20 protein-coding genes and 1 pseudogene are annotated in these 20711 nt (G+C 62.3%); 7 read left to right on the forward strand and 14 right to left on the reverse strand.

Annotated elements, in window-relative coordinates; translation table 11 throughout:
* Nucleotides 1-306 precede the first annotated feature (306 nt).
* A complete protein-coding gene (locus OKB87_RS23700) occupies nt 307-486 on the forward strand; it encodes a helix-turn-helix transcriptional regulator (RefSeq protein ID WP_429076515.1) in 180 nt (59 codons plus the stop codon).
* Between the two features lie 35 nt (nt 487-521).
* Here the strand turns inward: OKB87_RS23700 and OKB87_RS19640 are convergent, their stop codons facing one another.
* Complete coding sequence (locus tag OKB87_RS19640) at nt 522-1715, reverse strand: tyrosine-type recombinase/integrase (protein WP_270828324.1); 1194 nt, start codon at nt 1713-1715, stop codon at nt 522-524.
* Between the two features lie 188 nt (nt 1716-1903).
* Between OKB87_RS19640 and sbcB the strand changes: the two genes are divergently transcribed.
* Entirely contained in the window at nt 1904-3319 is a 1416-nt protein-coding gene (gene sbcB, locus OKB87_RS19645) for an exodeoxyribonuclease I (RefSeq protein WP_270828325.1), read from the forward strand.
* 154 nt (nt 3320-3473) lie between these two features.
* Nucleotides 3474-3980 (forward strand): hypothetical protein, encoded by a 507-nt coding sequence (locus OKB87_RS19650; protein WP_039214596.1) that lies wholly within the window; start codon nt 3474-3476, stop codon nt 3978-3980.
* Between the two features lie 72 nt (nt 3981-4052).
* Here the strand turns inward: OKB87_RS19650 and OKB87_RS19655 are convergent, their stop codons facing one another.
* Entirely contained in the window at nt 4053-5762 is a 1710-nt protein-coding gene (locus tag OKB87_RS19655) for a glycoside hydrolase family 36 protein (protein ID WP_270828326.1), read from the reverse strand.
* Between the two features lie 159 nt (nt 5763-5921).
* On the opposite strand from OKB87_RS19655, the gene OKB87_RS19660 reads away from it, so the two are divergent.
* From OKB87_RS19660 to cdd, 3 genes are all read left to right on the forward strand, one after another.
* Nucleotides 5922-6278 (forward strand): CidA/LrgA family protein, encoded by a 357-nt coding sequence (locus tag OKB87_RS19660; protein WP_011705771.1) that lies wholly within the window; start codon nt 5922-5924, stop codon nt 6276-6278.
* Nucleotides 6275-6961 carry an LrgB family protein gene (locus OKB87_RS19665; RefSeq protein ID WP_270828327.1) on the forward strand — a complete coding sequence of 229 codons (687 nt, stop codon included), beginning with the start codon at nt 6275-6277 and terminating at the stop codon, nt 6959-6961. The genes OKB87_RS19660 and OKB87_RS19665 overlap by 4 nt, the downstream gene beginning before the upstream one ends.
* A 187-nt stretch (nt 6962-7148) precedes the next feature.
* Nucleotides 7149-8030, forward strand: a complete 882-nt coding sequence (cdd, locus tag OKB87_RS19670) for a cytidine deaminase (RefSeq protein WP_124252890.1) — start codon at nt 7149-7151, stop codon at nt 8028-8030.
* Nucleotides 8031-8114: 84 nt separating this feature from the next.
* Here the strand turns inward: cdd and OKB87_RS19675 are convergent, their stop codons facing one another.
* The 3 genes from OKB87_RS19675 to OKB87_RS19685 form a co-directional block, all read right to left on the reverse strand.
* A complete protein-coding gene (locus tag OKB87_RS19675; RefSeq protein ID WP_016350478.1) occupies nt 8115-9779 on the reverse strand; it encodes an AMP-binding protein in 1665 nt (554 codons plus the stop codon).
* Nucleotides 9780-9876: 97 nt separating this feature from the next.
* A complete protein-coding gene (locus OKB87_RS19680) occupies nt 9877-10155 on the reverse strand; it encodes a YfcL family protein (RefSeq protein WP_011705767.1) in 279 nt (92 codons plus the stop codon).
* 110 nt (nt 10156-10265) lie between these two features.
* Nucleotides 10266-11381, reverse strand: a complete 1116-nt coding sequence (locus OKB87_RS19685; protein WP_270828328.1) for an ATP-NAD kinase family protein — start codon at nt 11379-11381, stop codon at nt 10266-10268.
* A 118-nt stretch (nt 11382-11499) separates the two neighbouring features.
* Here OKB87_RS19685 and OKB87_RS19690 point away from each other — a divergent pair, with 118 nt between their 5' ends.
* The gene (locus tag OKB87_RS19690) at nt 11500-12234 is read left to right on the forward strand and encodes a TerC family protein (RefSeq protein ID WP_016350476.1); all 735 of its coding nucleotides are present in this window, start codon (nt 11500-11502) and stop codon (nt 12232-12234) included.
* A gap of 57 nt (nt 12235-12291) precedes the next feature.
* On the opposite strand, the gene OKB87_RS19695 is transcribed toward OKB87_RS19690, so the two are convergent.
* From OKB87_RS19695 to OKB87_RS19740, 9 genes and pseudogenes are all read right to left on the reverse strand, one after another.
* Nucleotides 12292-12780: an OmpA family protein gene (locus OKB87_RS19695; protein ID WP_017409647.1), complete on the reverse strand. Its 489-nt coding sequence runs from the start codon at nt 12778-12780 to the stop codon at nt 12292-12294.
* Between the two features lie 2 nt (nt 12781-12782).
* Nucleotides 12783-14051, reverse strand: coding sequence for a diguanylate cyclase domain-containing protein (locus OKB87_RS19700; protein ID WP_017409648.1), 1269 nt, complete (start codon nt 14049-14051; stop codon nt 12783-12785).
* The gene (locus tag OKB87_RS19705) at nt 14048-14596 is read right to left on the reverse strand and encodes a YfiR family protein (RefSeq protein WP_270828329.1); all 549 of its coding nucleotides are present in this window, start codon (nt 14594-14596) and stop codon (nt 14048-14050) included. The genes OKB87_RS19700 and OKB87_RS19705 overlap by 4 nt, the downstream gene beginning before the upstream one ends.
* A gap of 198 nt (nt 14597-14794) precedes the next feature.
* Nucleotides 14795-16342 (reverse strand): transcriptional regulator TyrR, encoded by a 1548-nt coding sequence (gene tyrR / locus OKB87_RS19710; protein ID WP_270828330.1) that lies wholly within the window; start codon nt 16340-16342, stop codon nt 14795-14797.
* Between the two features lie 134 nt (nt 16343-16476).
* A pseudogene (locus OKB87_RS19715) lies at nt 16477-16592 on the reverse strand (4a-hydroxytetrahydrobiopterin dehydratase); the annotation flags it as partial.
* A 126-nt stretch (nt 16593-16718) separates the two neighbouring features.
* Complete coding sequence (locus OKB87_RS19725; protein WP_270828331.1) at nt 16719-17057, reverse strand: 4a-hydroxytetrahydrobiopterin dehydratase; 339 nt, start codon at nt 17055-17057, stop codon at nt 16719-16721.
* Nucleotides 17058-17111: 54 nt separating this feature from the next.
* Nucleotides 17112-17906 carry a phenylalanine 4-monooxygenase gene (gene phhA, locus OKB87_RS19730; RefSeq protein WP_270828332.1) on the reverse strand — a complete coding sequence of 265 codons (795 nt, stop codon included), beginning with the start codon at nt 17904-17906 and terminating at the stop codon, nt 17112-17114.
* Between the two features lie 172 nt (nt 17907-18078).
* Nucleotides 18079-19110 (reverse strand): YcjF family protein, encoded by a 1032-nt coding sequence (locus tag OKB87_RS19735; protein WP_270828333.1) that lies wholly within the window; start codon nt 19108-19110, stop codon nt 18079-18081.
* Nucleotides 19111-19176: 66 nt separating this feature from the next.
* Nucleotides 19177-20583: a YcjX family protein gene (locus OKB87_RS19740; RefSeq protein ID WP_270828334.1), complete on the reverse strand. Its 1407-nt coding sequence runs from the start codon at nt 20581-20583 to the stop codon at nt 19177-19179.
* Nucleotides 20584-20711 lie beyond the last annotated feature (128 nt).

Here is a 20711-nt window from a genome sequence, read left to right on the forward strand (position 1 = left end):
GTCACCAGGAGCTGGGGAAGTCATGACTTGCAGGCTGATTTGGGCAACAACACCACTCTATACCCAACCATCAAGGGCTAACACGAGCCAAAATTTTTATTGAAATTTACATATCATAACCATAAGCCAAATTGCTCCATAGCCATTTTCATTGCTTTTATAATACACAAAAACAATTATTAAATTGATTTTCACAGTATGAAGGCGGCGGTTTGTTTTTATATATCATAAAAACAACCGTCTAAAATAATCGCAAATTGACATGTGTAGCTGTGATGTTTAACCTCCTAAAAAACAGGAGAATATATGAACAACAATGAGCCAACACTAATAAAAACCAAAACACTATTAAAACAACTTGGCATATCCAGATCGACGCTGTATAGATGGATTAAAGAAGAAAAATTCCCACCACCTCTCAATAAAGGCTTTTATTCGACTGCAGCGGTAAACAACTGGATATCAAGGGGAAAGCACTCATCTTAGATGATGAATTATATGATTTCATGGTTCGGTTATATTTAGAGTTCCTGCAATGATTTTACTGCCTCCATTAATTTTTTATCCCATAACTCATATGCCTCACGTTGCTCATCAATCCAATCATGTAGATTGTAAATAGCCATGACACCCGCCATCCTGTGACCAAGAATTTTCTCGGTTACCTGTGGCATAACGCGCTCTTCCGATAGGCGAGTACTCAACGTTCGACGCATGTCGTGCATACGCCAATACGGCAGCTCCAGTTTATCTCGCACACGCTCAGCTAGCTGGATGAGAGATGCGCTACTCAGTGACTGCGTTTGATTCACCGGAGAGCGACATACAGGTCCCCCCTTTAGCCGAGATCTCACGGCCGTTTCTTGCAGCAACATCATCACCCTACTAGGAATAGGCCTACGTATTGGCGCCCCACATTTGGCACGAGCAGCGGGAACCGTCCAAATTTGCTCCTCCATATTGAACTCACTCCACTGTGCACCCAATGCCTCGCCGCTGCGACAGCCTAGCAGGATCACCAATTTGGCTGCCAATTTTAATCCGCGGCTGGCCCTGCTCTGTTCAAATGCAATCCAAATCTGAGCGAGTTCACGCATGGTCAACACACGAGTGCCTCTCTCAGGTTGAGAGCCCACATCTTCGGTGCGTAATTGCAGCACCGGGGAGCCGCCAATGAGATTACGCCGAATACAAAAACTAAGAATGGATTTTAACCTGCGCAATAAATGCCCTGCGTTTTTCGGCTTTTTCTTGCCAATCTTATCAAACCACTCCAGCCAGCTCGAAAACGGGATCTGTTCAACCGGAATACCAATAAACAGAGGTTCGAAATAGCGCTGCATGGTATGCTCATAGAGCATGACCGTACGGGGCCGCAGCTTGGGCAGATGGTGCTCACGAAAATGCTCGCAGCACTGTTTCAGTGTGACATCATGCTTCTGGTGGAGCTTATCCCAGAAAACTCTGGGATGTTCATTACGCTCAAGTGCACCACGGATAGCAGGGATCAACGCCCTGGCATCAGCGAGTTTAAGGTCGGGATAGCGTCCAATTTTGAGTCTCGCCGCTTTTCCTTGCCAACGATAGCGATATTGCCACGAGATGGTGCCTCGTTCGGTGACCCGAGCTGACAATCCATCACGGTCTGACAATTCCCTCTTGCCAAAGTAGGGCTTACCATAGAGGGCCCGTAGCTTCGTATCAGTAAGTGTCATATGACTCTCCTATGACTGGTCATCTGATTTTTCACTGACACATTAACGCGTCCTAACGTGTACACAGATATGTACCAAACTGGTCTGAAACGGACTGAATCAAGATCGGACAAAGTGAGACAATCTGAGATAACACTCCGTATAACGACTTGTTTTTCAAGCATATAGACACAATTCAGAACCACGAAATGAACCAGCAGACAAATCCTACCTTCTATTTCCACGACTACGAGACCTTCGGCATCAGCCCGGCCAGGGACAGACCGGCGCAGTTTGCCGGCATTCGTACCGACGGGGATTTCAACCTCATCGGCGAGCCGCTGGTCATCTATTGCAAGCCGCCGGCGGATTACCTGCCGGAGCCGGAGGCGTGCCTGATCACCGGCATCACGCCGCAGAAGGCGATGAAGGACGGGCTGTGCGAGGCGGATTTCATCCGTCAGATCCACGAGCAGTTCGCCACCCCGGGCACCTGCGTGCTGGGCTACAACAGCATCCGCTTCGATGATGAAGTGACCCGCTACACCCTCTATCGCAACTTCTATGATCCCTATGCCTACGCCTGGCAGAACGGCAACTCCCGCTGGGACATTCTCGACATGCTGCGGGCCTGCTACGCCCTGCGCCCGGAGGGGATCAAGTGGGCGTTTGATGAAGAGGGCAAGCCGAGCTTCAAGCTGGAGAAGCTGACGGTGGCCAACGGCGTGGCCCACGCCAATGCCCACGATGCGCTGTCCGATGTGCTGGCCACCATCGAGATGGCCAAGCTGGTGAAAAAGGCCCAGCCCAAGCTGTTCGGCTACCTGTTTGACCTTCGCAACAAGAACAAGGTGAAGGCCCTCATCGACGTGGTGACCATGAAACCGCTGGTGCACGTCTCCGGCATGTTCTCCCCCTGGCAGGGGTGCGCAAGCTGGGTCTCGCCGCTCGCCTGGCACCCCAGCAACCAGAACGCGGTGATCATGGTGGATCTGACCCGTGACCCCACCCCGCTCATCGAGCTCACCAGCGAGGAGATACGCGAGCGCCTCTACACCAAGAAAGAGGAGCTGGGGGATCTGGCCGGCATTCCGGTGAAGCTGGTGCACATCAACAAGTGCCCGGTGCTGGCGCCGGCCGCCACCCTGACGGCGGAGCGTGCCGACCAGCTTGGCATCGACCGGGAGCAGTGCCGCAAGAGCCTGGATCTGCTACGCGCCCACCCCGAAGTGCGTGAAAAACTGGTGGAAGTGTTCAATCAGGAGTTTGCCGGCAACAATGACGGCGACCCGGATACCCAGCTCTACGCCGGCTTCTTCGGTCACGGCGACAAGTCCACCATGGATCTGGTGCGCGCCACCCCGGCGGATCTGCTGGGCGAGCGGGAGTTTGCCTTCACCGACTCACGGCTGCCGGAGATGCTGTTCCGCTACCGTGCCCGCAACTGGCCACACACCTTGAGCGAAGCGGAGCAAAAGCGCTGGCGGCTGCACTGCAGCGACTACTTCAGCCGCCGTCTGCCGGACTATGTACCGCGCCTCGAGGCGCTGGCCGAGCAGAATCAGGGTAACGAACGGAACTTTGCCATCCTCAAGAGCCTCTATCACTACCTCGAAAATCTGTGAGATGTGACCCGCCTCACGGTTAAATGACTGTACGCTCCCCCGCCCCGCGACATAATGGGAAGGGGAGAAAAGACTCCTGATGTTTCAATTATTTGTGCGCTAACATTGCACTAACGGCCGGTTGGCCTATCGACCCTTGGGGATGCCGCATCCGATGCGTTCAGGATTATCCGGTTTTGGTTTGCTCATCTGCGCCCTGCTGCCATCGGCCAGCATGGCGGGTGTGCGTTTTGATGTCCCCGACTATCTGTTGCAGTTGCCGCAGCAGACTTACCAGCTGATCGAGAGCAACTTCAGCCGCCTCTATCAGCAGACCGACTTTACCCCCCAGATCACCAACAGCTATTTCAACCGCTCCGATCTCTACAACTTCGTCGGCGTGCCGCTGGCCATCACCCCCCAGGCCGGTTTCCAGCTGGAAGTGTTCGGCCAGCTCTACAACCGCGCCTCCCAGAGCTACGTGCACATGAGCCAGGACATGTCGCTCTATCGGATGATCCGGGCCGACATGATGGGCAACACCAACGACGAGGTAGCCCTCGGCATGGGGCTCGGCATTCCGCTCACTGCGCAGCTCACCTTCAAGGCCCTGCTCTCCAGCAACGAGATCCCGGGCTATGGTGCAGCCAATTACGCCATCGGCTTCGAGTGGCGTTACTGACCCCGGCATAGCAACGCCTTTCGCAATAGATTCAGGCTCCCATGGGAGCCTGAATCATGATTGCCAGCCTGCTCAGCGGTAGCGGATCACCCGCCCCTCGCCCCCCTGCAGGGTGAGCGCGGTACCGACTGCCCCCTCATCCCAGAAATCTTCGCCCCCTGCCGGCAACAGGAACTCCTGAGGCTGCACCTCCCAGTTGAAGAGGCAGAGCAGGGTGCCGCCCCCGGGCAGGCTCACCTCGCCACAGGCAAAGTCCATCGACTCGAAACGGGCGCCAGGGGCGCGCGCCGCGCAAAGCTCGAGCAGCTTGCGCAGTTGCGCCGCCTGTACCTCGTCGAGATCCTGCAGCCGGTCCCCGGCCAGCATTATGCCGCCGCTTGCCACCAGCGCCGCCAGATGGAAACGGTACTCGGCAGGGCTCGCCTGCTGGCTCGGCAGATCCCGCAGGCAGATGCAGTCGGGATCGAGGGCCCACAGCCGGTCGTTCTGCCAGGCGCGGCAGAAGGCCTCGCGAGCGATCTGGCGATAGCGATGACCACTACGCTCCACGTCATCGCTCACCCGCATGCCGTGCACCCGCCCAAGGCTTGGCCAGATAGGCGCGTTGCAGCCGAGCAGGAAGGCCCCCTCGCCCGCCCCGCACAGGATGGCGGCCATGCCGCGTCGGTAGGCCTCCACCCGGGTGGCGGCCGGGTCATGGAAGCGACCGCCGTGGATGGCCCCCCAGAAGTTGGCGTCGAGCTTGAAGTAGTGGATGCCCCACTGCTCACGCAGGGTACGAAACACCCGCTCGAGGTGAGCCTGTACCTCGGGGTGGGTGCCATCCAGCACATACCAGGGGGTACAGCGCCAGCCGCCATAGGTAACCCGCTCGGAGGGTAGCGGCAGCCCGTCATCCCCCTTCACGAACCAGTCGGGGTGATCCTGAAACACCTGGGAGCCAGGCTCGGCGATAAAGGGGGCCACCCAGAGCGCGGGCTCGCAGCCGGCGCCTTTGATCTCGGCGGCCAGGGACGCCACCCCCTGCTCGAACTTGGCCGACGGGGTGAGCCAGTCGCCCATCTTGGCTTGATAGCCGTCGTCGATCTGCACGTAGCGCAGCGCCGGAAAGCGCTCGGCACGCACCTGCAGGTTCTCGCGAATGTCGGCGGCGCTCACGTCCGCGTAGTAGTGATACCAAGAGCACCAACCGCTGGGGCGTTCGCCAACCTGGCCGATCAGCGAGCCATGCTCGGCCTCGATCCGCTGCGCCAATTCGGCCAGCAGCGCCTCCCGATCTTTCCCCTCGAGGCAGAGCAGCGCCTCGCTCTGCCAGAACTGGCCGGCCGGGAGTACACGCCCCTCACCGTTCATCAGGATCTGCAGCCGGCCATCGGGGTAGAGCCGAAACTCCCCGCCAAAGCGCTGACAACTGGCAAAGGCGAGCAGCAACCAGCCCTTGTCATGCTCCACCAGCAGCAGGTTGTGCACCGTGTGATAACCCTGATCATCGGTGATCCGATAGACACCGGCATCGGGACAGCGACCGACCGGCTGCGGCGCTTGCCAGCTACCCATGGTCTGGGCCAGCATCTGGAAACCTTCGCCGTAGATGGCGCACGCAGGCGAGAGGCCGAGCTTGCCGTCAAACAGCATCCAGTGCCCGACCCGGGCCTCGCTGCTGCCGGTGTTGTCGAGCCGTACCCGGCATAGGGGGCCCTCCCACTGGCGGGTTTGCAGCAACGAAGGGGGCAGATGGTGGTCGTCCGCCAGCTGGCGCAGGCGGGACAAGAGAGATGTCATGGCGACTCCTTGTGGTTCGAAAAGGGTTCTATCTGAAAATCTTCAATTAAATCAGCCTCAAACGAACTGATTTCAGCTGTTATTGTTTTAATGCCGCGACCAGGCCTCTCTGGTAGACTGGCGTATTCCTTAGTTCACCGTTACCAAGATGGGGCTCCTGTGATCGCGCAACGTGCCTTGCTGTACCTTCGTGACTTTCTGGTCATCGTCGCCTGCCTGCTGGCGGGTAAAACCCTGGCAGCCATCCTGCCGTTCGCCTTCCCCGGCAGCATCATCGGCATGCTGCTGCTGTTCGTGCTGCTCTCCCTGCAACTGGTGAAACTGCACTGGGTTGAGCAGGGCGCCGGCCTGCTGCTGCGCCACATGGGGGTCTTGTTCGTGCCGGTGGCAGTCGGGCTGGTGGCCTGGCTGGAGCCCCTGCGCCAATCCTTCGGCCTCATCATGCTCTGCATCGTGCTCGGGATCGTGCTGATCCTCGGCACCGTCGGCCGCCTCTACCAGAGGATGAACAAATGATCTTCTGGCTGGCCATTCCCTTGACCCTGGCGCTCTACTTCGCCACCCGGGCCCTCTATCGCAAGCTGCCCTGGCCCATCATCAACCCGGTGCTGGTGCCCACCGCCGTCATCATCGGCCTGCTGCTCTGGTTCGATCTGCCGCTGGAACAGTACGAGAGCGGCACCCACCCCATCACAGCGCTGCTGGAGCCGGCGGTGGTGGCGCTGGCACTACCCCTTTATCAGCAGGCCCGCCAGATCCAGGCCAGGCTCAAGCCCATCCTAATCTGTACCCTGAGCTCGGTCTTGATCTCGGTCTGCACTACCTTGCTGATCGGTCATTTTATGGGCGCCGATCCGGCATTGCTGGCCTCGCTCGCCACCAAATCCATCACCACGCCGCTCGCCATGAGCGTCAGCCAGTCCCTGGGCGGCATTCCCGCCATCGCCGCCGCCGTGGTGGTGGTGGTCGGGATCGTCGGCGCCCTGATCGGCTTCCCCCTGCTCAAACTGATGCGGGTCACCGACCCCGAAGCCCAGGGGCTGGCCATGGGGGCCTGCGCCCACGCCATCGGCACCGCCACCTCCGCCGAGCAGGGCATCACCCAGGGGGCCTTTGCCTCCCTGGCCATGGTGGTGTGCGGCATCCTCACCGCCGCCGTGGCCCCCCTGCTGTTTGCCATTTACCACTGGTTGAGCTGAAGAGCACCCTTTTCCGCGATGGCGGGCCTGCGGGCCCGCCGATGTGCGACCTGCCGCACAATTTGCACAAGACAAACGTTTCCATTACCATCCCCCTCCGTTTGCCCGTCAGGGCGTGAGCACGCTCACACATTTAGCCGAGCTTGCTCCCTACAATGGCCCCCCAATTGGCCTTTGAGGACACACTATGCATCCCCGTTTTGCCAAGCCACTCGATACCCTGTCCGCCCCGCTCAAGGCGGCGCTGCTGCCCATGCTGGGCGATGATTTCCAGGCTCGCTTCACCCCGGATCAGGTCGCCACGCTGAAGGCCGCCACCGGTCTTGACGATCGCGCCCTGCGCCTGGCCCTGCTGCCGCTGGCCGCCGCCTGCTCGGTGGCCCCCATCTCCAAGTTCTTCGTCGGTGCCATCGCCTGCGGCCTGAGCGGCAACTGGTATTTCGGCGCCAACATGGAGTTTGCAGGTCAAGGGCTGTTCCACTCGGTCCATGCCGAGCAGTCCGCCATCTCCAACGCCTGGCTGGGCGGCGAGACCGGCATCTCCGAAATCACCGTCAACTACACCCCTTGCGGTCACTGCCGCCAGTTCATGAACGAGCTGAGCACCGCCAAGACCCTCAAGGTTTCCCTGCCGGATGACTTGAGCGCGCTGCAATCCTTCCTGCCCCACTCGTTCGGCCCGGCGGATCTGGACATCACGGACGCGCTGATGAGCCCGCAGGCCCACGACGAACTCACGCTTGAGAGCGACGATCCGCTGTGGCAGGCCGCGCTGGCCGCCGCCCGCCAGAGCTACGCCCCCTACAGCCAGGGCTATGCCGCGGTGGCGCTGCAGTTCGCCGACGGTCGCATCTTCTGCGGTCGCTACGCCGAAAACGCCGCCTTCAACCCCAGCCTGCCACCGATGCAGATGGCCTGTGCTCACGCGGTGCTGGGCGGCGAAGATCTCGCCACCATCCGCCGCGCCGTGCTGCTGGAGAGCAAGGATGGCCAGATCAGCCAGCAGGACTCCGCCCGCGCCACCCTCAAGGCGCTCGGTTCGGTCGAGCTGGAGTATCAGGCGGTCTGACCTGCCGTTGCCTGAAACAACAAGGGGAGCCAGTGGCTCCCCTTGTTGTTTTGTGGTGATCGGCAGCAAGCCTGCCGGGCCCCGTCAGGACTCCCAGATGATGCTCTGGGAAGAGGACCAGGCGTCGCCGAGGTCGGCATACTTCTGCTCCAGCAGGTGGCGGCGGATCTTCATGGTCGGAGTGAGCACCCCGTTCTCGATGTTCCAGGGGCTCTTCACCACCAGGATGCCGCGAATTTTGGCGTGAGACTCCAGCTGCTCGTTGACCCGGTTGCGGGCCGCCTCCAGCTGGGCATTGACCTGATTGCGATCCCCCTTCATGGCGCTCTCCGCCAGCTGCACCAGGGCCACCGGCTGCGGCATGCCGTAACCAATCACGCACAGCTGCTCGATGATGGGTTCCTGGCCGAGCAGCCCCTCGATGGGCACCGGCGCCACATACTTACCCTTGGCGGTCTTGAACACGTCCTTCATGCGGCCGGTGATGGTGAGATAACCCTCCCGATCCAGCTTGCCCATGTCGCCGGTGTGCAGCCAGCCCTCCTCGTCGATGGCTTCACGGCTGTGCTCGGGATCCTTGTAGTAACCCAGCATCATCCCCTCGCAGCGACAGAGGATCTCCCCTTCGTCGGAGATCTTGATGGTGACCCCCGGCCCCGCCTTGCCGACCGTGCCTATCTTGTCGGCCCTAAACGGGTAGTTGAGGGTGGAGAAGGCGTGGTTCTCGGTCATGCCCCAGGCCTCGGTGATCTCGATGCCGATGCTGTGGTACCACTCGAGCAGGGCCGGTGCCACCGGCGCCGAGCCACAGCCCAGCACCCGCGCCTGATCCAGCCCCAGTCCCTTTTGCAGCTTGCGCTTGATGAGGCCCGACACGAACGGGATCTTGAGCAGCAGCTCGAGTTTCTTCTGGGGCAGCTTCTCGTGGATCTTGATACGGAACATGGCCCACAGTCGTGGCACCGAGATGAACACGGTGGGACGGCAGCGCTTGACGTCCTCGATGAAGGTATCGAGGGACTCGGGAAAGGCGATCTCGGCGCGGCCATAGAGACTGCCGCCATAGACATAGACCCGCTCGGTGATGTGAGCCAGCGGCAAGTAGGAGAAGCCGCGATCCTGCTCGCACAGCCCGACTGCCTCCACCAGCTTCTCGCACGACCAGGCGTAGCGCTCGACGCTCAGCATGGCCCCTTTCGGCTTGCCGGTGCTGCCGGAGGTGTAGACCAGGCTCAGCAGGGAGTCCGGGGCCTGCACCGGGCTGTCCGGGATGGGTTCGTGCTGCTCCAGCAGATCGTCCCACTGATGGGCCGCCGGCATGGTGTCATAGGGAAAGGCGATGCGCAGCAATTCGGCGGGTACCCCCGCCTCCTGGCTCTTCCAGTCATCGAGCTTGCCGACGAAAATCGCCTTGGCCTCGCTGTGACGCAGCACGTATTCGATGGTGTCAACGTTGGCAGTGGGATAGATGGGCACGCTCACGTACTGCCCCATCTGCATGGCGAGATCGGCGATGAACCACTGGGCGCAGTTCTTGGAGAGCAGCGCCACCTTGTCGCCGGCCACCAGCCCCAGCTGACGCAATGCTGTCACCATGCGGCGGGCCTCGTCAGCGACCTCACCCCAGGTGAAGTCCAGGTATTCGCGGTTGATGGTTTGACGCAGATAGACTCGGTCAGGACACTGCCGCTCCCATTGGTAGAGCATTTCGAGCGGCAGTTTATTGGCAATGCGCGAGGAGGAAGCCATAGTTTAATCCCTGAAACAAAAGGCGAAACTTATTATTAACCTTTCACTAACCTCAGGGAAGAATAAACTCAAACTTCTGTTTGAACTGTGTAACCGATCAAGCTTCTGCCTGTTGTTGCAAACGAATCCACATTGCCTGCACCAGCTTCTCATCCTGCTCGGAGAGTTCCCCCTGCAGGATGGCCTCGTTCAGGCTGCGCAGCACATAACTCTTTACATCCCGTACCAGGGTCTTGCCTTCCAGCTCGGCCCGCGCCACCGCCAGCGAGATGTGGCCGCGCAGATAACCCCCGGCAAACAGCTCATCGTCGGTCGCCGTGGCCACCATGCCGTCTATCAGTCCCAACAACTTGTGCTCAAAATCATGAATCGTCATTTAACGCAGCCTCATTTTCCGGGGTTGCCGGCAAAATAATTCGGGGGAGTGGAACCGCGATCCGGTTGATCACGGCTCTCTGGCGCCAGGCCAGCCGCATCCTTGATGTCCTATTCCGGGTTGGCCACCGGGTAGATGACCTGATCCTTGTATCCCGTGGTGATCCGCAGATAACCACTTAACGACCGGTTCAGCGCCGGGTCATCGGTATCCACCAGCAAGGGCCTGCCCGCAAGGGCCGCCAGCTTGGCTTTGGTGGCCAGGACCTGGATCTGGTCCCGCCCGACGGCTCGCAACACCTCTGGACTCAGTTGCTGATTTCCGCGCCCGAACAGATGTCCCTGACCGCCGATCAGGGTAATGATCAACCGGCAGCGACGGCCACGGATCCGGGTCAGGATCTCGGCGGCGGACAGATCCTGCCCGATAAGACGGCCATTTTCCACCAGATCCACACCGAGCAGGGTATTTTCGAGGCCGAGCTCCGTCATGCAGGCCGCCACCGTGCTGCCGGAGCCCATCAGATAGAGGGTCTCGGGCTCCATCTGCTCGACCACGCCGGCGGCGATGTCTGCCAGCACCAGCTCTTCAGACTCGCGCCCCCCCTGCTTGACCGCCTGCACATAGCGCAGATCGCCGGGCACCTGCAGCTGGCCGTAATGGCGGGCACGCACCTTGCCGGCGCGAAACGCCTCCTCGTCGATGTCCATCACCTCGGCATCCACCAGACTCAGCAGCTCGCCGGCAATCATCCTGGCCGCCACCCGGCCGCTGGCGGCGGGGGTCACCCCATAGACCCCGGAGTGGATCTTGCAACCGGCCGGAATGCCGAGCACGTGGCACGCCTCCCCCACCGCCGCGCAGATGTCCCGCGCGGTGCCGTCACCGCCGGCAAACAGCAGCAGATCGACGCCTGCCTCGCGCATCCGTTCGGCGGCGATGCGGGTATCGGCCGCCGTGGTGGCTGCTGCCGCGGGCTGATGGACGATGCGGCAAGGCAGGCCGAGCTCGCCGGCAAGATCGGCCCCCATCTCGCCCGCCACCGTCAGCAGTTCGAAGCTGTCCGCCAGTTCACACAGCGGAAGCAGCGCCTGCCGGGTCCGCTCGCGGGCCTTGGGGACGGCGCCACGGGCCAGCGCCTCGGCCACCATGCCGTCACTGCCCTTGAGTCCGACCGCGCCGCCGATGCCGGCGACCGGATTGATGATGAGTCCTAAACGAAACATGTGTCCCTCCCGTTGGATGGCCGCCATTTTTATCTTTTCCTGCCACTGGGACAAGCCATAACCCCCTGTTAGAATGCGCGGCTTCAACCCTCAATCAAAGTTCAACCAAGGTTCAATCATGCTGGAATGGATTGCAGACCCCTCCGCCTGGGTCGCGCTCGCCACCCTGACCCTGCTCGAGATCGTACTGGGCATCGACAACATCATCTTTATCTCTATCCTGGTCGGCCGCCTGCCGGAGGCACAGCGCCAGAAGGCGCGGATCCTGGGGCTGGGTCTTGCCATGGGTACCCGCATCCTGCTGCTGCTCTCCCTGGCCTGGGTGATGCGTCTCACCGAGCCGCTGTTCACCGTGCTGGGCGAGGCCATCTCGGGCCGCGATCTCATCCTGCTGCTGGGGGGTCTGTTCCTCATCGGCAAGAGTGCCCACGAGATCCACGCCACCCTGGAGGGGGCCGCCGAGCCTGAGAGCGTGAGCGCCGCCGCGTCCGGCTTCATCAGCACCCTGATCCAGATCGCCATTCTCGACATCGTCTTCAGCCTGGATTCGGTCATCACCGCCGTGGGCATGGCGGATCACGTGCCGGTCATGGTGCTGGCCATCATGATCGCCGTCTTCATCATGATGTTCGCCGCCAAGGCCATCGGTGACTTCGTCGACAACCACCCCACCATCAAGATGCTGGCCCTCTCCTTCCTCACCCTGGTCGGTTTCGCGCTGATGGCCGAGGGGATGGATCTGCACATTCCGAAGGGCTACATCTACTTCGCCATGGCCTTCTCGCTGACGGTGGAGATGATCAACATCCGCCTGCGCAGTCACCACGACCGCGAAAAGCTCAAGCAGGAATAACTGCGAGCCACAAAAAAGAGCGCCATCAGGCGCTCTTTTTTTATCTACACAACCATGTCATTCATTGCTGATGACAATCGCCACGCGGCGGTTCTCGGCCCGACCGGCAGCCGTCTTGTTGTCGGCGATCGGATCGCGTTCACCACGGCCCCGGATGTCCAGGTTGGCCTGCGGCATACCGACCGAGACCAGCACGTCGGCCACCGACTGCGCCCGCTTGTACGAGAGCTGATCGTTATAGTCCGCCGCCCCGTTGGAGTCGGTATGACCATCGATCCGCGCCCGGTTCAAGCCTACCTCCTGCAGGGTCTTGCCCAGTTTTTCCACCACCACACGGGTCTTGGGGGTCAGGGCACCGGCATTGTTGGCAAACAGCACACGGTTGGAGAAGTCCAGAGTCCAACCCTCGTCGGTCAGGCGAAAGCCTTGCTCCTTGAGTACGGCGATCTGCTCTGCGGTCAGGCCGTGGGGGGCGCTTTGGCACCCCGCCAGCACGCTCAACAGCAGGCCGATCAAGCCGGTTTTCATCAGGACATGGATCTTCATTGTTATTTTTCCTCAGCAGAGACATCGAATTCCAGCTGGTCATGGAGCGCAAGCTCCCGACGCAGCCGTTTGGCTTGGTACATGGCATGGTCCGCCTGCTGCAGCAGATCGGCGGCGGTCAGCCCCTGATCCGGATACAGCGCGATCCCGATGCTGACGGCGGCCAGCAGCTGGCTGCCATCCCCCAGTACCACGGGGTCTGCCATGGCCTGCTGGATGCGGGTAACCACATCTTCCGCCTCGCCCACCTGGGACAAGGGGGTCAGCAGGATGGCAAACTCGTCGCCCCCCAGACGGCATACCAGATCCATCGGCCGCAGCTGATGTTGTACCCGTCTGGCCAGGGCGATCAGCACGTCATCCCCGGCGGCATGGCCCAAGGTGTCGTTAATCTGCTTGAAGCGATCACAATCGAGGTAGAGCAGTGCAAAGCGCTCATCATGCAGCCGGCCGGTGGTCACCGCCTGATCCAGACGAGCCTCAAACAGAGCACGATTGGGCAAACCGGTCAAGGCGTCATGGGTGGCCTGGTGCAGCAGGCTGGCATTCTCCCGCCGCTGGTGAGCCTGCCAGGCTTCCAGTTCGTCGAGCAGGGAGTTGAAATCCTGGCCGAGTGCGTGCAGCTCGGCGATATTGGCCTCGGGCACCCGCATGGCGAGGATCCGCTGGCGGCTGACGCTGTGGGCCACCTGGGCCAGATCCTTGAGCGGCGCGGTGAGGGAGTTTTGCATCCGGCGCGCCACGTAGAGCGCCCCCAGAGTGCTGAGCACCAGGCAGAGCAGCATGGCCAGCAGGGTCTGCAACAGGAACAGCAGCAGGTATTGGCCGTGCCCCACCAGATGAATGCGGGCGATCTCCACCCCGCCCCGCAGCATGGGCTGATCCACCGGCCCCGGCAGAATGAGCCGCGCCAGGTACTGCTCAAGACCGGACCAGGGGGTGCTCATGGCCCGGCTCCAGCTGGCCAGCAGCTGACCGCTCGGCAGATAGATGCTGGCTCGCGCCACATCTTCGTGGGTGGTGATGGCCTGCAGTGCCTCGCGGGCCGCCTCTTCGTCGTGGAACACCACGGCCGCTTCGCTGGTGTAGCTGATGGCCCGCGCCACCAGCTCCAGGTTGTGATCCGCATAGAGCCGCAGCGCCAGCAGGGCGATGCCGGTCAGCAACACACCGGCCATGCAGACCGCCGTCAGGGACGTCACCAGATGGGTGCGTCCCAAACTCTGTCGCAAGGTGAGGCGCTGGTTGGGGGGGCGGAACAAGCCGATCATGAGCCCCCCTCATCGGCCTTGGCCAGCTTGAGCACGGCGGGATGTACCCGCACCCCGCTCCTGGCCAGGGCATCCAGATTGACCCGAAAACGGATCCGCTCCTTGCCGATCTGCAGGCAGAAGACGGAGTCCGCCACGCACTCGGTGCTGTGTTCGCTGATGCTGAGAATGGGGTAGCCGCGCAGCCGCTCGAACAGCGGCAGCCGTCGCTCGGGGGATAACACCCCCAGATAGAGCACGTCACACTGGGGGCCGATCGCCTTGTCATCGACGTCGTAGCGATGGACGCTGACCGGCCGGCCATTGGCCTGCTGCTTGATGGAGAAGAGCGCCGTAGCGTACTCCGTCGGCGCAGCAATGCACAAACGCAGCTCGCTCGGTTCGGTCGGCCAGCGGGTGTAGCTGAGAATGTCGAGCACGGTCTGGCGCACCTGCTCGGCTCGCAGCTCGGCCGAGGTCAGGGGGGGCGGCTCGGTGGAGAGGGCCAGCGTGCAAACCAGCGGCGCCAACCACGCCAGGATCCGGATCAGTGAAAAAGAGTGCATCGTGCCTGCGCTTAAGCCCACATCAGCACCCAGAAAGGGCGGTTGCCCGCGAGGGGTGAGCCGGATGGAAATAGTATTGAACTTGTCAGCAGCATGACAAGGCGCAGCCGACAGAGCAAGGGGCTGACCGGGCCGGCATCACAATAATGACGAGAGCCCACCCGTGCGTGAGCCCTGCAATAAAGTGCATTCATGGGGTTACTTCTTGTTGATCCCGTATTCCCGCAACTTGTTGGCGATGGCGGTGTGCGACACGCCCAGCCGTTTGGCCAGCTGGCGGGTGGAGGGGAACGCCGGGTAGAGCCGCTCCAGCAGCCGGCTCTCGAAGCGTTTCACCGCTTCATCCAGCCCCCCTTCGAACCACTCGTCGATGAGCGGCATGGCGTCGGCCGCCACCGGCAGATCCACGTGCTCAGGGCCGATCTCGTCCCCTTCCAGCAATGTCATGGCGCGATAGAGGCAGTTGCGCAGCTGGCGCACGTTGCCCGGCCAGCGGTAGGCGGTCAGGTATTCGGCCATGTTGCGGGTAAAGCGCGGGCGCGGGCGCTGCAGTTCACTGGCAAAGCGGGAGACGAACTGCTGGGCCAGCGCCATGATGTCCGCCTTGCGCTCGCGCAGCGGCGGCAGCGCCAGACTCAACACGTTGAGGCGATAGTAGAGGTCTTCCCGAAACTTGCCCTCGTGCACCAGATCCAGCAGCTGCTTCTGGGTGGTGCAGATGAAGCGCACGTTGACCTTCACCTCCTGCTCGTCACCGACCCGCCGGAACACGCCATCCTGCAGTACCCGCAGGAACTTGGTCTGCAGATGGGGGGACATGTCGCCGATCTCGTCCAGCATCAGAGTGCCGCCGCTCGCCAGCTCAAGCACCCCGCGCTTGCCCTCGGTGTTGTTGCCAAAGGCGCCGGGGGCGTAACCGAACAGCTCGCTCTCGGCCACGTTGTCCGGCATGGCCGCACAGTTCAGCGCCATGAAGGGGTGGCTGGAGCGCAGGCTGGCACCGTGGCAGGCGCGGGCCAGCAGCTCCTTGCCGGTGCCGGTCTCGCCGACGATGAGCAGAGGCGCATCCTGCATCGCCAGCTTGCTCGCCTGGGCCAGCACCTGTTTCATCTTCTGGCTCTCGGCCTGCAGGTGTTCAAAGCCCCCCACTTCCACCGCGTGCAGCGCGCTGAAGTGCATGCCGACCCGGCGGGCGGATTTGAGCACCACCACAGCGCCGGCCAGGGCCTGTCTGCCCTTCTCCTCGGCCACGAACAGCGGCATCAGATCCGCCAGATACTCTTCGCCATTGATGCTGAGCTTGCAGGTCTGCGGCCGGATCTCGCTCGCTTCCAGCCAGCGGCTGAAGGAGAAGCCCTTGACCAGGGAGCCGAGCGCCGCGCCACGCATCTCTTCCACCGGCAGGGCCAGGGTGGTGAGGGCGGACTGGTTGGCCTGGGTCACCTTGCCCTTGGCATCGAGGGAGAAGACCAGATCCGGCAGCGCCTTGAGCAGCGCCTCAATCTCGTGGTGTTCGCGCTCGGAGGGCATGTAGGGGATGGTCTTGACGTCATAGACCCCGGGAATGCGGCGGATCTCCGGCATCAGGTGCTGGAAATCACGAAACTCCAGCTCGGGAAAGTTGAGATAGATGATGCCTGAGGTATCGATTTCGATGCCGCGCAGATCGATGTTGTGCTCCACCAGACGGTCGAGCAGTTCCCGGGTCAGGCCCAGGCGGTCTTCACAGCTGACTTCAAGACGCATTCGGGACACACTTCCTAGCTAACTCTATGAATGACCGGATAATACAGACTCGATCCCGCCAGTGCGAGCGCCAGCCCATAAAAATGCGGGCCCGCCCCGTTTTCACCGGGCAGGCCCGCGCCATGAAGTGGCGTTTATTTAAGCAGCTGGTCGGTGCACGTCGCCATGATGAAGTCGTTGCGATGCAAGCCGCCTATCTTGTGGGGCCACCAGCTGACGGTCACCATCTCGCCCACTCGGTGAGTGAGGGCGTCTTCACTTCAGCAGCTCATCCGTGCGCGCCGCCATGATGAAGTCGTTGCGATGCAAGCCGCCTATCTTGTGAGCCTACCAGCTGGCGGTCACCATCTCGCCCACTCGGTGAGTGAGGGCGTCTTCACTTCAGCAGCTCATCCGTGCGCGCCGCCATGATGAAGTCGTTGTGGTGTAATCCACCTATCTTGTGGGTCCACCAGCTGACGGTCACCTTCCCCCATTCGGTGAGAATGGCGGGATGATGAAACTCCGCCTCTGCCAGTTCACCCAGCCGGTTGGTGAAGGCGAGCGCCTCCTTGAAGTTGCGAAAGGTGAATTCGCGCCGCAGCTGCAGCTCACCTTTTACCACCAGCGGCTGCCAGTCGGGGATGAGGCGCATCAGTTCGTTCAGCTCCTGCTCGCTCACCTTGGGGGCATCGGCGCGGCACGCTTCACACTGCTGGCTGGCCAGTTCGGACATGGGACTCTCCTTGTGTATCGATGAAAAGGGGGTAATCAAACACCGGCGGGCGACTCAGCTCGCCTGCTTGCCGCCGGCCGGTGCAAAACGGGGAGGACGCAGCCCCAGACGGCGCGCCTCGGCCACCATGGCCATGATGTCCTGCTCCGCCAGACGATAGAGCTCGCCAAGCTCGGGCAGCACGAAGTAGGTGGGCTGCATGATGTCGATGCGATACGGGGTGCGCAGCACCTCGATGGGATCAAAGGGTTGCAGCACGGGTTGGCCGCCAAGGGCATAGGCGGTCTCGCCGATGGAGGAGAGAATGCCGCCACCGTAGATGCGCAGCCCCTTTGCCGTGGCCAGCAGGCCAAACTCCACCGTGAACCAGTAGAGCCGTGCCAGAAAGACCCGCTCCTCCTTGCCGGCCCGCAGGCCAAGCTGGCCGTAGACATGGGTGAAGTGGGCAAAGGCGGGGTTGGTCAGCATGGCGCAGTGGCCGAAGATCTCGTGGAAGATGTCGGGCTCCTGCAGATAATCGAGCTCGTCCCGACGGCGAATGAAGGTGGCCACCGGAAACTGGCGGTTGGCCAGCAGGGCAAAGAAGCGGTCAAAGGAGATGAGCGCCGGCACCGCCGCCACCGACCAGCCGGTGGCCGGTTGCAGCACGGCGTTGATCTGGGCCAGCTGGGGGATCCGATCCCGGGGCAGGTCGAGCCGCGCCAGCCCGGCCTGGTACTCGTCACAGACCTTGCCCTCGAGCGCCGCCAGCTGGCGCTCGATCAGGATCTGCCAGGTGCCGTGCTCCTCGTCCGAGTAGTGGATCGTGCCCGCTTCATCCGGCTGGTGGGCGGTGTAGAGACTTGCCATGGGTGACTCCATTCTCTGGGTTGCGACCCGCCATCCGGGCGGTCAGGCGCCATTGCGCGATGGGATCACTGTAACGGTTTGCCCCTCAAAAAAGCAGCCGACCCGAGGGTCGGCTGCGGCGGATAATTGTAAATAATTTGTGACAACCACAATCGAACCCCTGGCCTGCCGTTCACCCCTTGTTGAGGTAGCCCGCCAGCTGACCGATCAGCCGCTTGCGCAGCTCGCCGAGCCTGGGTTTCTCGTCCGCGCACCAGGGCAGCGGGCGACACGCCTCTATGGTGCGCAGGCCGAGGCGGGCGGTGAGCAGTCCGGCCCCTACCCCTTGGGCGGCGCGGGCGGAGAGCTTGGCGGTCAGCTCAGCCCCCAGCAAATCCATCCCCACCTCGGTCACCAGCTCGGTGGCACCGGCGTAGAGCATGTTGCGAAACACCTGACGAATGAGGCGAATGCGGCTCCAATAGCCGAGCTCGATGGCGTAGACGTCGGCGATGTCCTCGATCATCCGCAGGTTGCGCCACAACATCAGCATCATGTCGACGGTGGCGAGCGGGCTCAGGGCCACCAGCACGGCGGCCTCCCCCGACCATTTGGCTACCCGCGCCTGGGCCAGCTTGTCGCGCTCGCCGAGTACCAGCTGGCTGTAGAGGGTCAGCACTTCCCGATCGCTGTGGCTCTCGTCGAGCTGGGCCAGCCAGGTCTGATACCCTTCGCGCCCCTTGTCACCGCTACGTTCGGCCAGCCCTTCGCAAAAGGCCTGGCCCTGGCCGACCCCCTGATGGGCCAGCAGATCTTCGGCCCGCGAGCGCACATCCTGGCGCCGCTTGAGGGTGCGCAGCCGCAGCCACTCGCGCCCCACCACGCCGGCGGTGCCCGCCGCCACCAGCGCCGAGGCCGCCAGCCAGGCGCCGCCCCAGAGCGGGGTGGTGAGAAATTGATCGTAAAGGAAAGCACCGTACTGGCCCAAGGAGAGCACACCGACCGCCCCCAGCCCCCAGGCCAGCAGCCGATGGCGGCGGCGTGGTTTGATGACGAGGGCACTCTCCACCTCGGTGAGCTCTTCCAGCTCATCGAGACGCTCGAAGCTCGCCTCCTCCAGTCGCTGGGCCGGCGCAGGCGCCCGCTGGTCCTCGGCTGCCGTCAAGGTGGGCTCCAGGATCACCTTGCCCTGCAGCGGTGGCCGCTCTTTTATCTGATCGTTCATCGCCTTGTTCTCCTGAAAACAGTCTCCCGGGTACGGCGCAGGCAATAAGCCCGTACCGCACACCGGTTATTCGAGGTGATCCCCGAGCAGAAACTCCAGCGCCGCATCGAGCCGGATATGGGGCAGCGCCTGATGGGGGCTCATGGGCAGCGGGCGAAATGCCTGAAAATCAAAGCCCTGATTGTTCCACCACTGGGCGGGGGGAATATGGGACGGCACCTCGCCCGGAAACAGCAGCAGCGGCTCGCCGGCGAGGCTGGTACCACGGATGGCGGGGAACTCGCGGCCATCGGCCACCCCCTTGCCCACCTCGGTCGCCTTGATGGCGGCCAACGCCAGACACTCGGTGGCAATCCCCTCAAAGCGGGCCTGGCCGCGGCCGCTGCGCACCAGATGCTGCAGCAGGGAGACCATGGGGCCGTGCTGCTCCGGGGTGACGTGATCGGCCTTGCTCGCCACGAACAGCAGCTTGTCGATGCGCGGCGAGAAGAGCCGCCGCCACCAGTTGCTCTTGCCGTAGGCAAAGCTCTCCATGATGCGGGCGATGGCCTGCTGCATGTCGCCAAAGCTGGCCGCCCCGGCGTTGAGGGGCTGCAGGCAATCCACCAGCACGATCTGGCGATCGAATCCGGCAAAGTGCTGCTCATAAAAACCCTGCACCAGGTGCTGCTTGTACTGCTCGAAGCGCTGCTTGAGGGTGGCGTAGAGGGTGCCCTCGGCGGGTTCCTGGGCCGGTTTGTCCCACACCCAGGGCACAAATTGCAGCATGGGGGCGCCGGCATACTCCCCCGGCAGCACGAAGCGACCGGGCTGGATCAGGTGCAATCCCAGCGCCTGTTTGCAGGCATGCAGGTAGTCGGTGTAGCGCTCGGCGAGCTGGGCCACCGGCCTCTCCTCGAAGCCCTGATCCGCCTGCCACTCGGGTGCCAGCCAGCCGGCGGCAAGGGCCTGCAGCTCGGGGCGGCGCAGCTGCTCGCGCACCTGCTCGCTCCACTGCTCGTAGCTCATCTCAAGCAGCGGCAGGTCGAGCAGCCACTCCCCGGGGTAGTCCACCAGATCCACGTAGAGGGTGGAGATCTCCCCCAGATGTTTGCGCAGGGGATGGCGGGTGCGATAGCGAATTTCGAGGCGCACCTCGGCCACCCCGCGGGTCGGCTCGGGCCAGGCCGGCGGATCGCCAAACAGGGCATCGAGGCCCCGTTCGTAGGCAAAGGTGGGAATGTGGGCATTTTGCTGGGGCACCCGGCGGGCACCGAGGATGCGCCCCTGGCGCAGGGCATCCCACAGGGGCAGGCGGCCGTCGATGGCCGCGTGTTCCAGCTGGTTGACCAGCGCCGTGATGAAGGCCGTCTTGCCGCTGCGAGAGAGGCCGGTGACCGCCAGCCGGATGTGGCGATCCCGTACCCGGTTGACCACGTCGTTCGCCTTGTGCTGCAGGCGATTGAACTGCTGTTCCAGTTTATTGAGTATCAAGGCTTGTCCTGTTCTCCCGTCCATCCAGAGCGAAGGGGATGACCGCTGCCGCCCCCGCGCCATGGCCCCCTGGCGCGGTGCCCGCCCTCAAAGGCCGGCCCGCGCCGGCGGAGCCATCGCGCCGCTCA

Source organism: Aeromonas sp. Y318-1 (assembly GCF_027706125.1).
Classification (GTDB): domain Bacteria; phylum Pseudomonadota; class Gammaproteobacteria; order Enterobacterales; family Aeromonadaceae; genus Aeromonas; species Aeromonas hydrophila.

Bases quoted from the DNA above. Each gene is read 5' to 3' on its own strand.
- OKB87_RS23700 (WP_429076515.1), top strand. From the start codon at position 307: ATGAACAACAATGAGCCAACACTAATAAAAACCAAAACACTATTAAAA.
- OKB87_RS19640 (WP_270828324.1), bottom strand. From the start codon at position 1,715: ATGACACTTACTGATACGAAGCTACGGGCCCTCTATGGTAAGCCCTAC.
- sbcB (WP_270828325.1), top strand. From the start codon at position 1,904: ATGAACCAGCAGACAAATCCTACCTTCTATTTCCACGACTACGAGACC.
- OKB87_RS19650 (WP_039214596.1), top strand. From the start codon at position 3,474: ATGCGTTCAGGATTATCCGGTTTTGGTTTGCTCATCTGCGCCCTGCTG.
- OKB87_RS19655 (WP_270828326.1), bottom strand. From the start codon at position 5,762: ATGACATCTCTCTTGTCCCGCCTGCGCCAGCTGGCGGACGACCACCAT.
- OKB87_RS19665 (WP_270828327.1), top strand. From the start codon at position 6,275: ATGATCTTCTGGCTGGCCATTCCCTTGACCCTGGCGCTCTACTTCGCC.
- cdd (WP_124252890.1), top strand. From the start codon at position 7,149: ATGCATCCCCGTTTTGCCAAGCCACTCGATACCCTGTCCGCCCCGCTC.
- OKB87_RS19675 (WP_016350478.1), bottom strand. From the start codon at position 9,779: ATGGCTTCCTCCTCGCGCATTGCCAATAAACTGCCGCTCGAAATGCTC.
- OKB87_RS19680 (WP_011705767.1), bottom strand. From the start codon at position 10,155: ATGACGATTCATGATTTTGAGCACAAGTTGTTGGGACTGATAGACGGC.
- OKB87_RS19685 (WP_270828328.1), bottom strand. From the start codon at position 11,381: ATGTTTCGTTTAGGACTCATCATCAATCCGGTCGCCGGCATCGGCGGC.
- OKB87_RS19690 (WP_016350476.1), top strand. From the start codon at position 11,500: ATGCTGGAATGGATTGCAGACCCCTCCGCCTGGGTCGCGCTCGCCACC.
- OKB87_RS19695 (WP_017409647.1), bottom strand. From the start codon at position 12,780: ATGAAGATCCATGTCCTGATGAAAACCGGCTTGATCGGCCTGCTGTTG.
- OKB87_RS19700 (WP_017409648.1), bottom strand. From the start codon at position 14,051: ATGATCGGCTTGTTCCGCCCCCCCAACCAGCGCCTCACCTTGCGACAG.
- OKB87_RS19705 (WP_270828329.1), bottom strand. From the start codon at position 14,596: ATGCACTCTTTTTCACTGATCCGGATCCTGGCGTGGTTGGCGCCGCTG.
- tyrR (WP_270828330.1), bottom strand. From the start codon at position 16,342: ATGCGTCTTGAAGTCAGCTGTGAAGACCGCCTGGGCCTGACCCGGGAA.
- OKB87_RS19725 (WP_270828331.1), bottom strand. From the start codon at position 17,057: ATGTCCGAACTGGCCAGCCAGCAGTGTGAAGCGTGCCGCGCCGATGCC.
- phhA (WP_270828332.1), bottom strand. From the start codon at position 17,906: ATGGCAAGTCTCTACACCGCCCACCAGCCGGATGAAGCGGGCACGATC.
- OKB87_RS19735 (WP_270828333.1), bottom strand. From the start codon at position 19,110: ATGAACGATCAGATAAAAGAGCGGCCACCGCTGCAGGGCAAGGTGATC.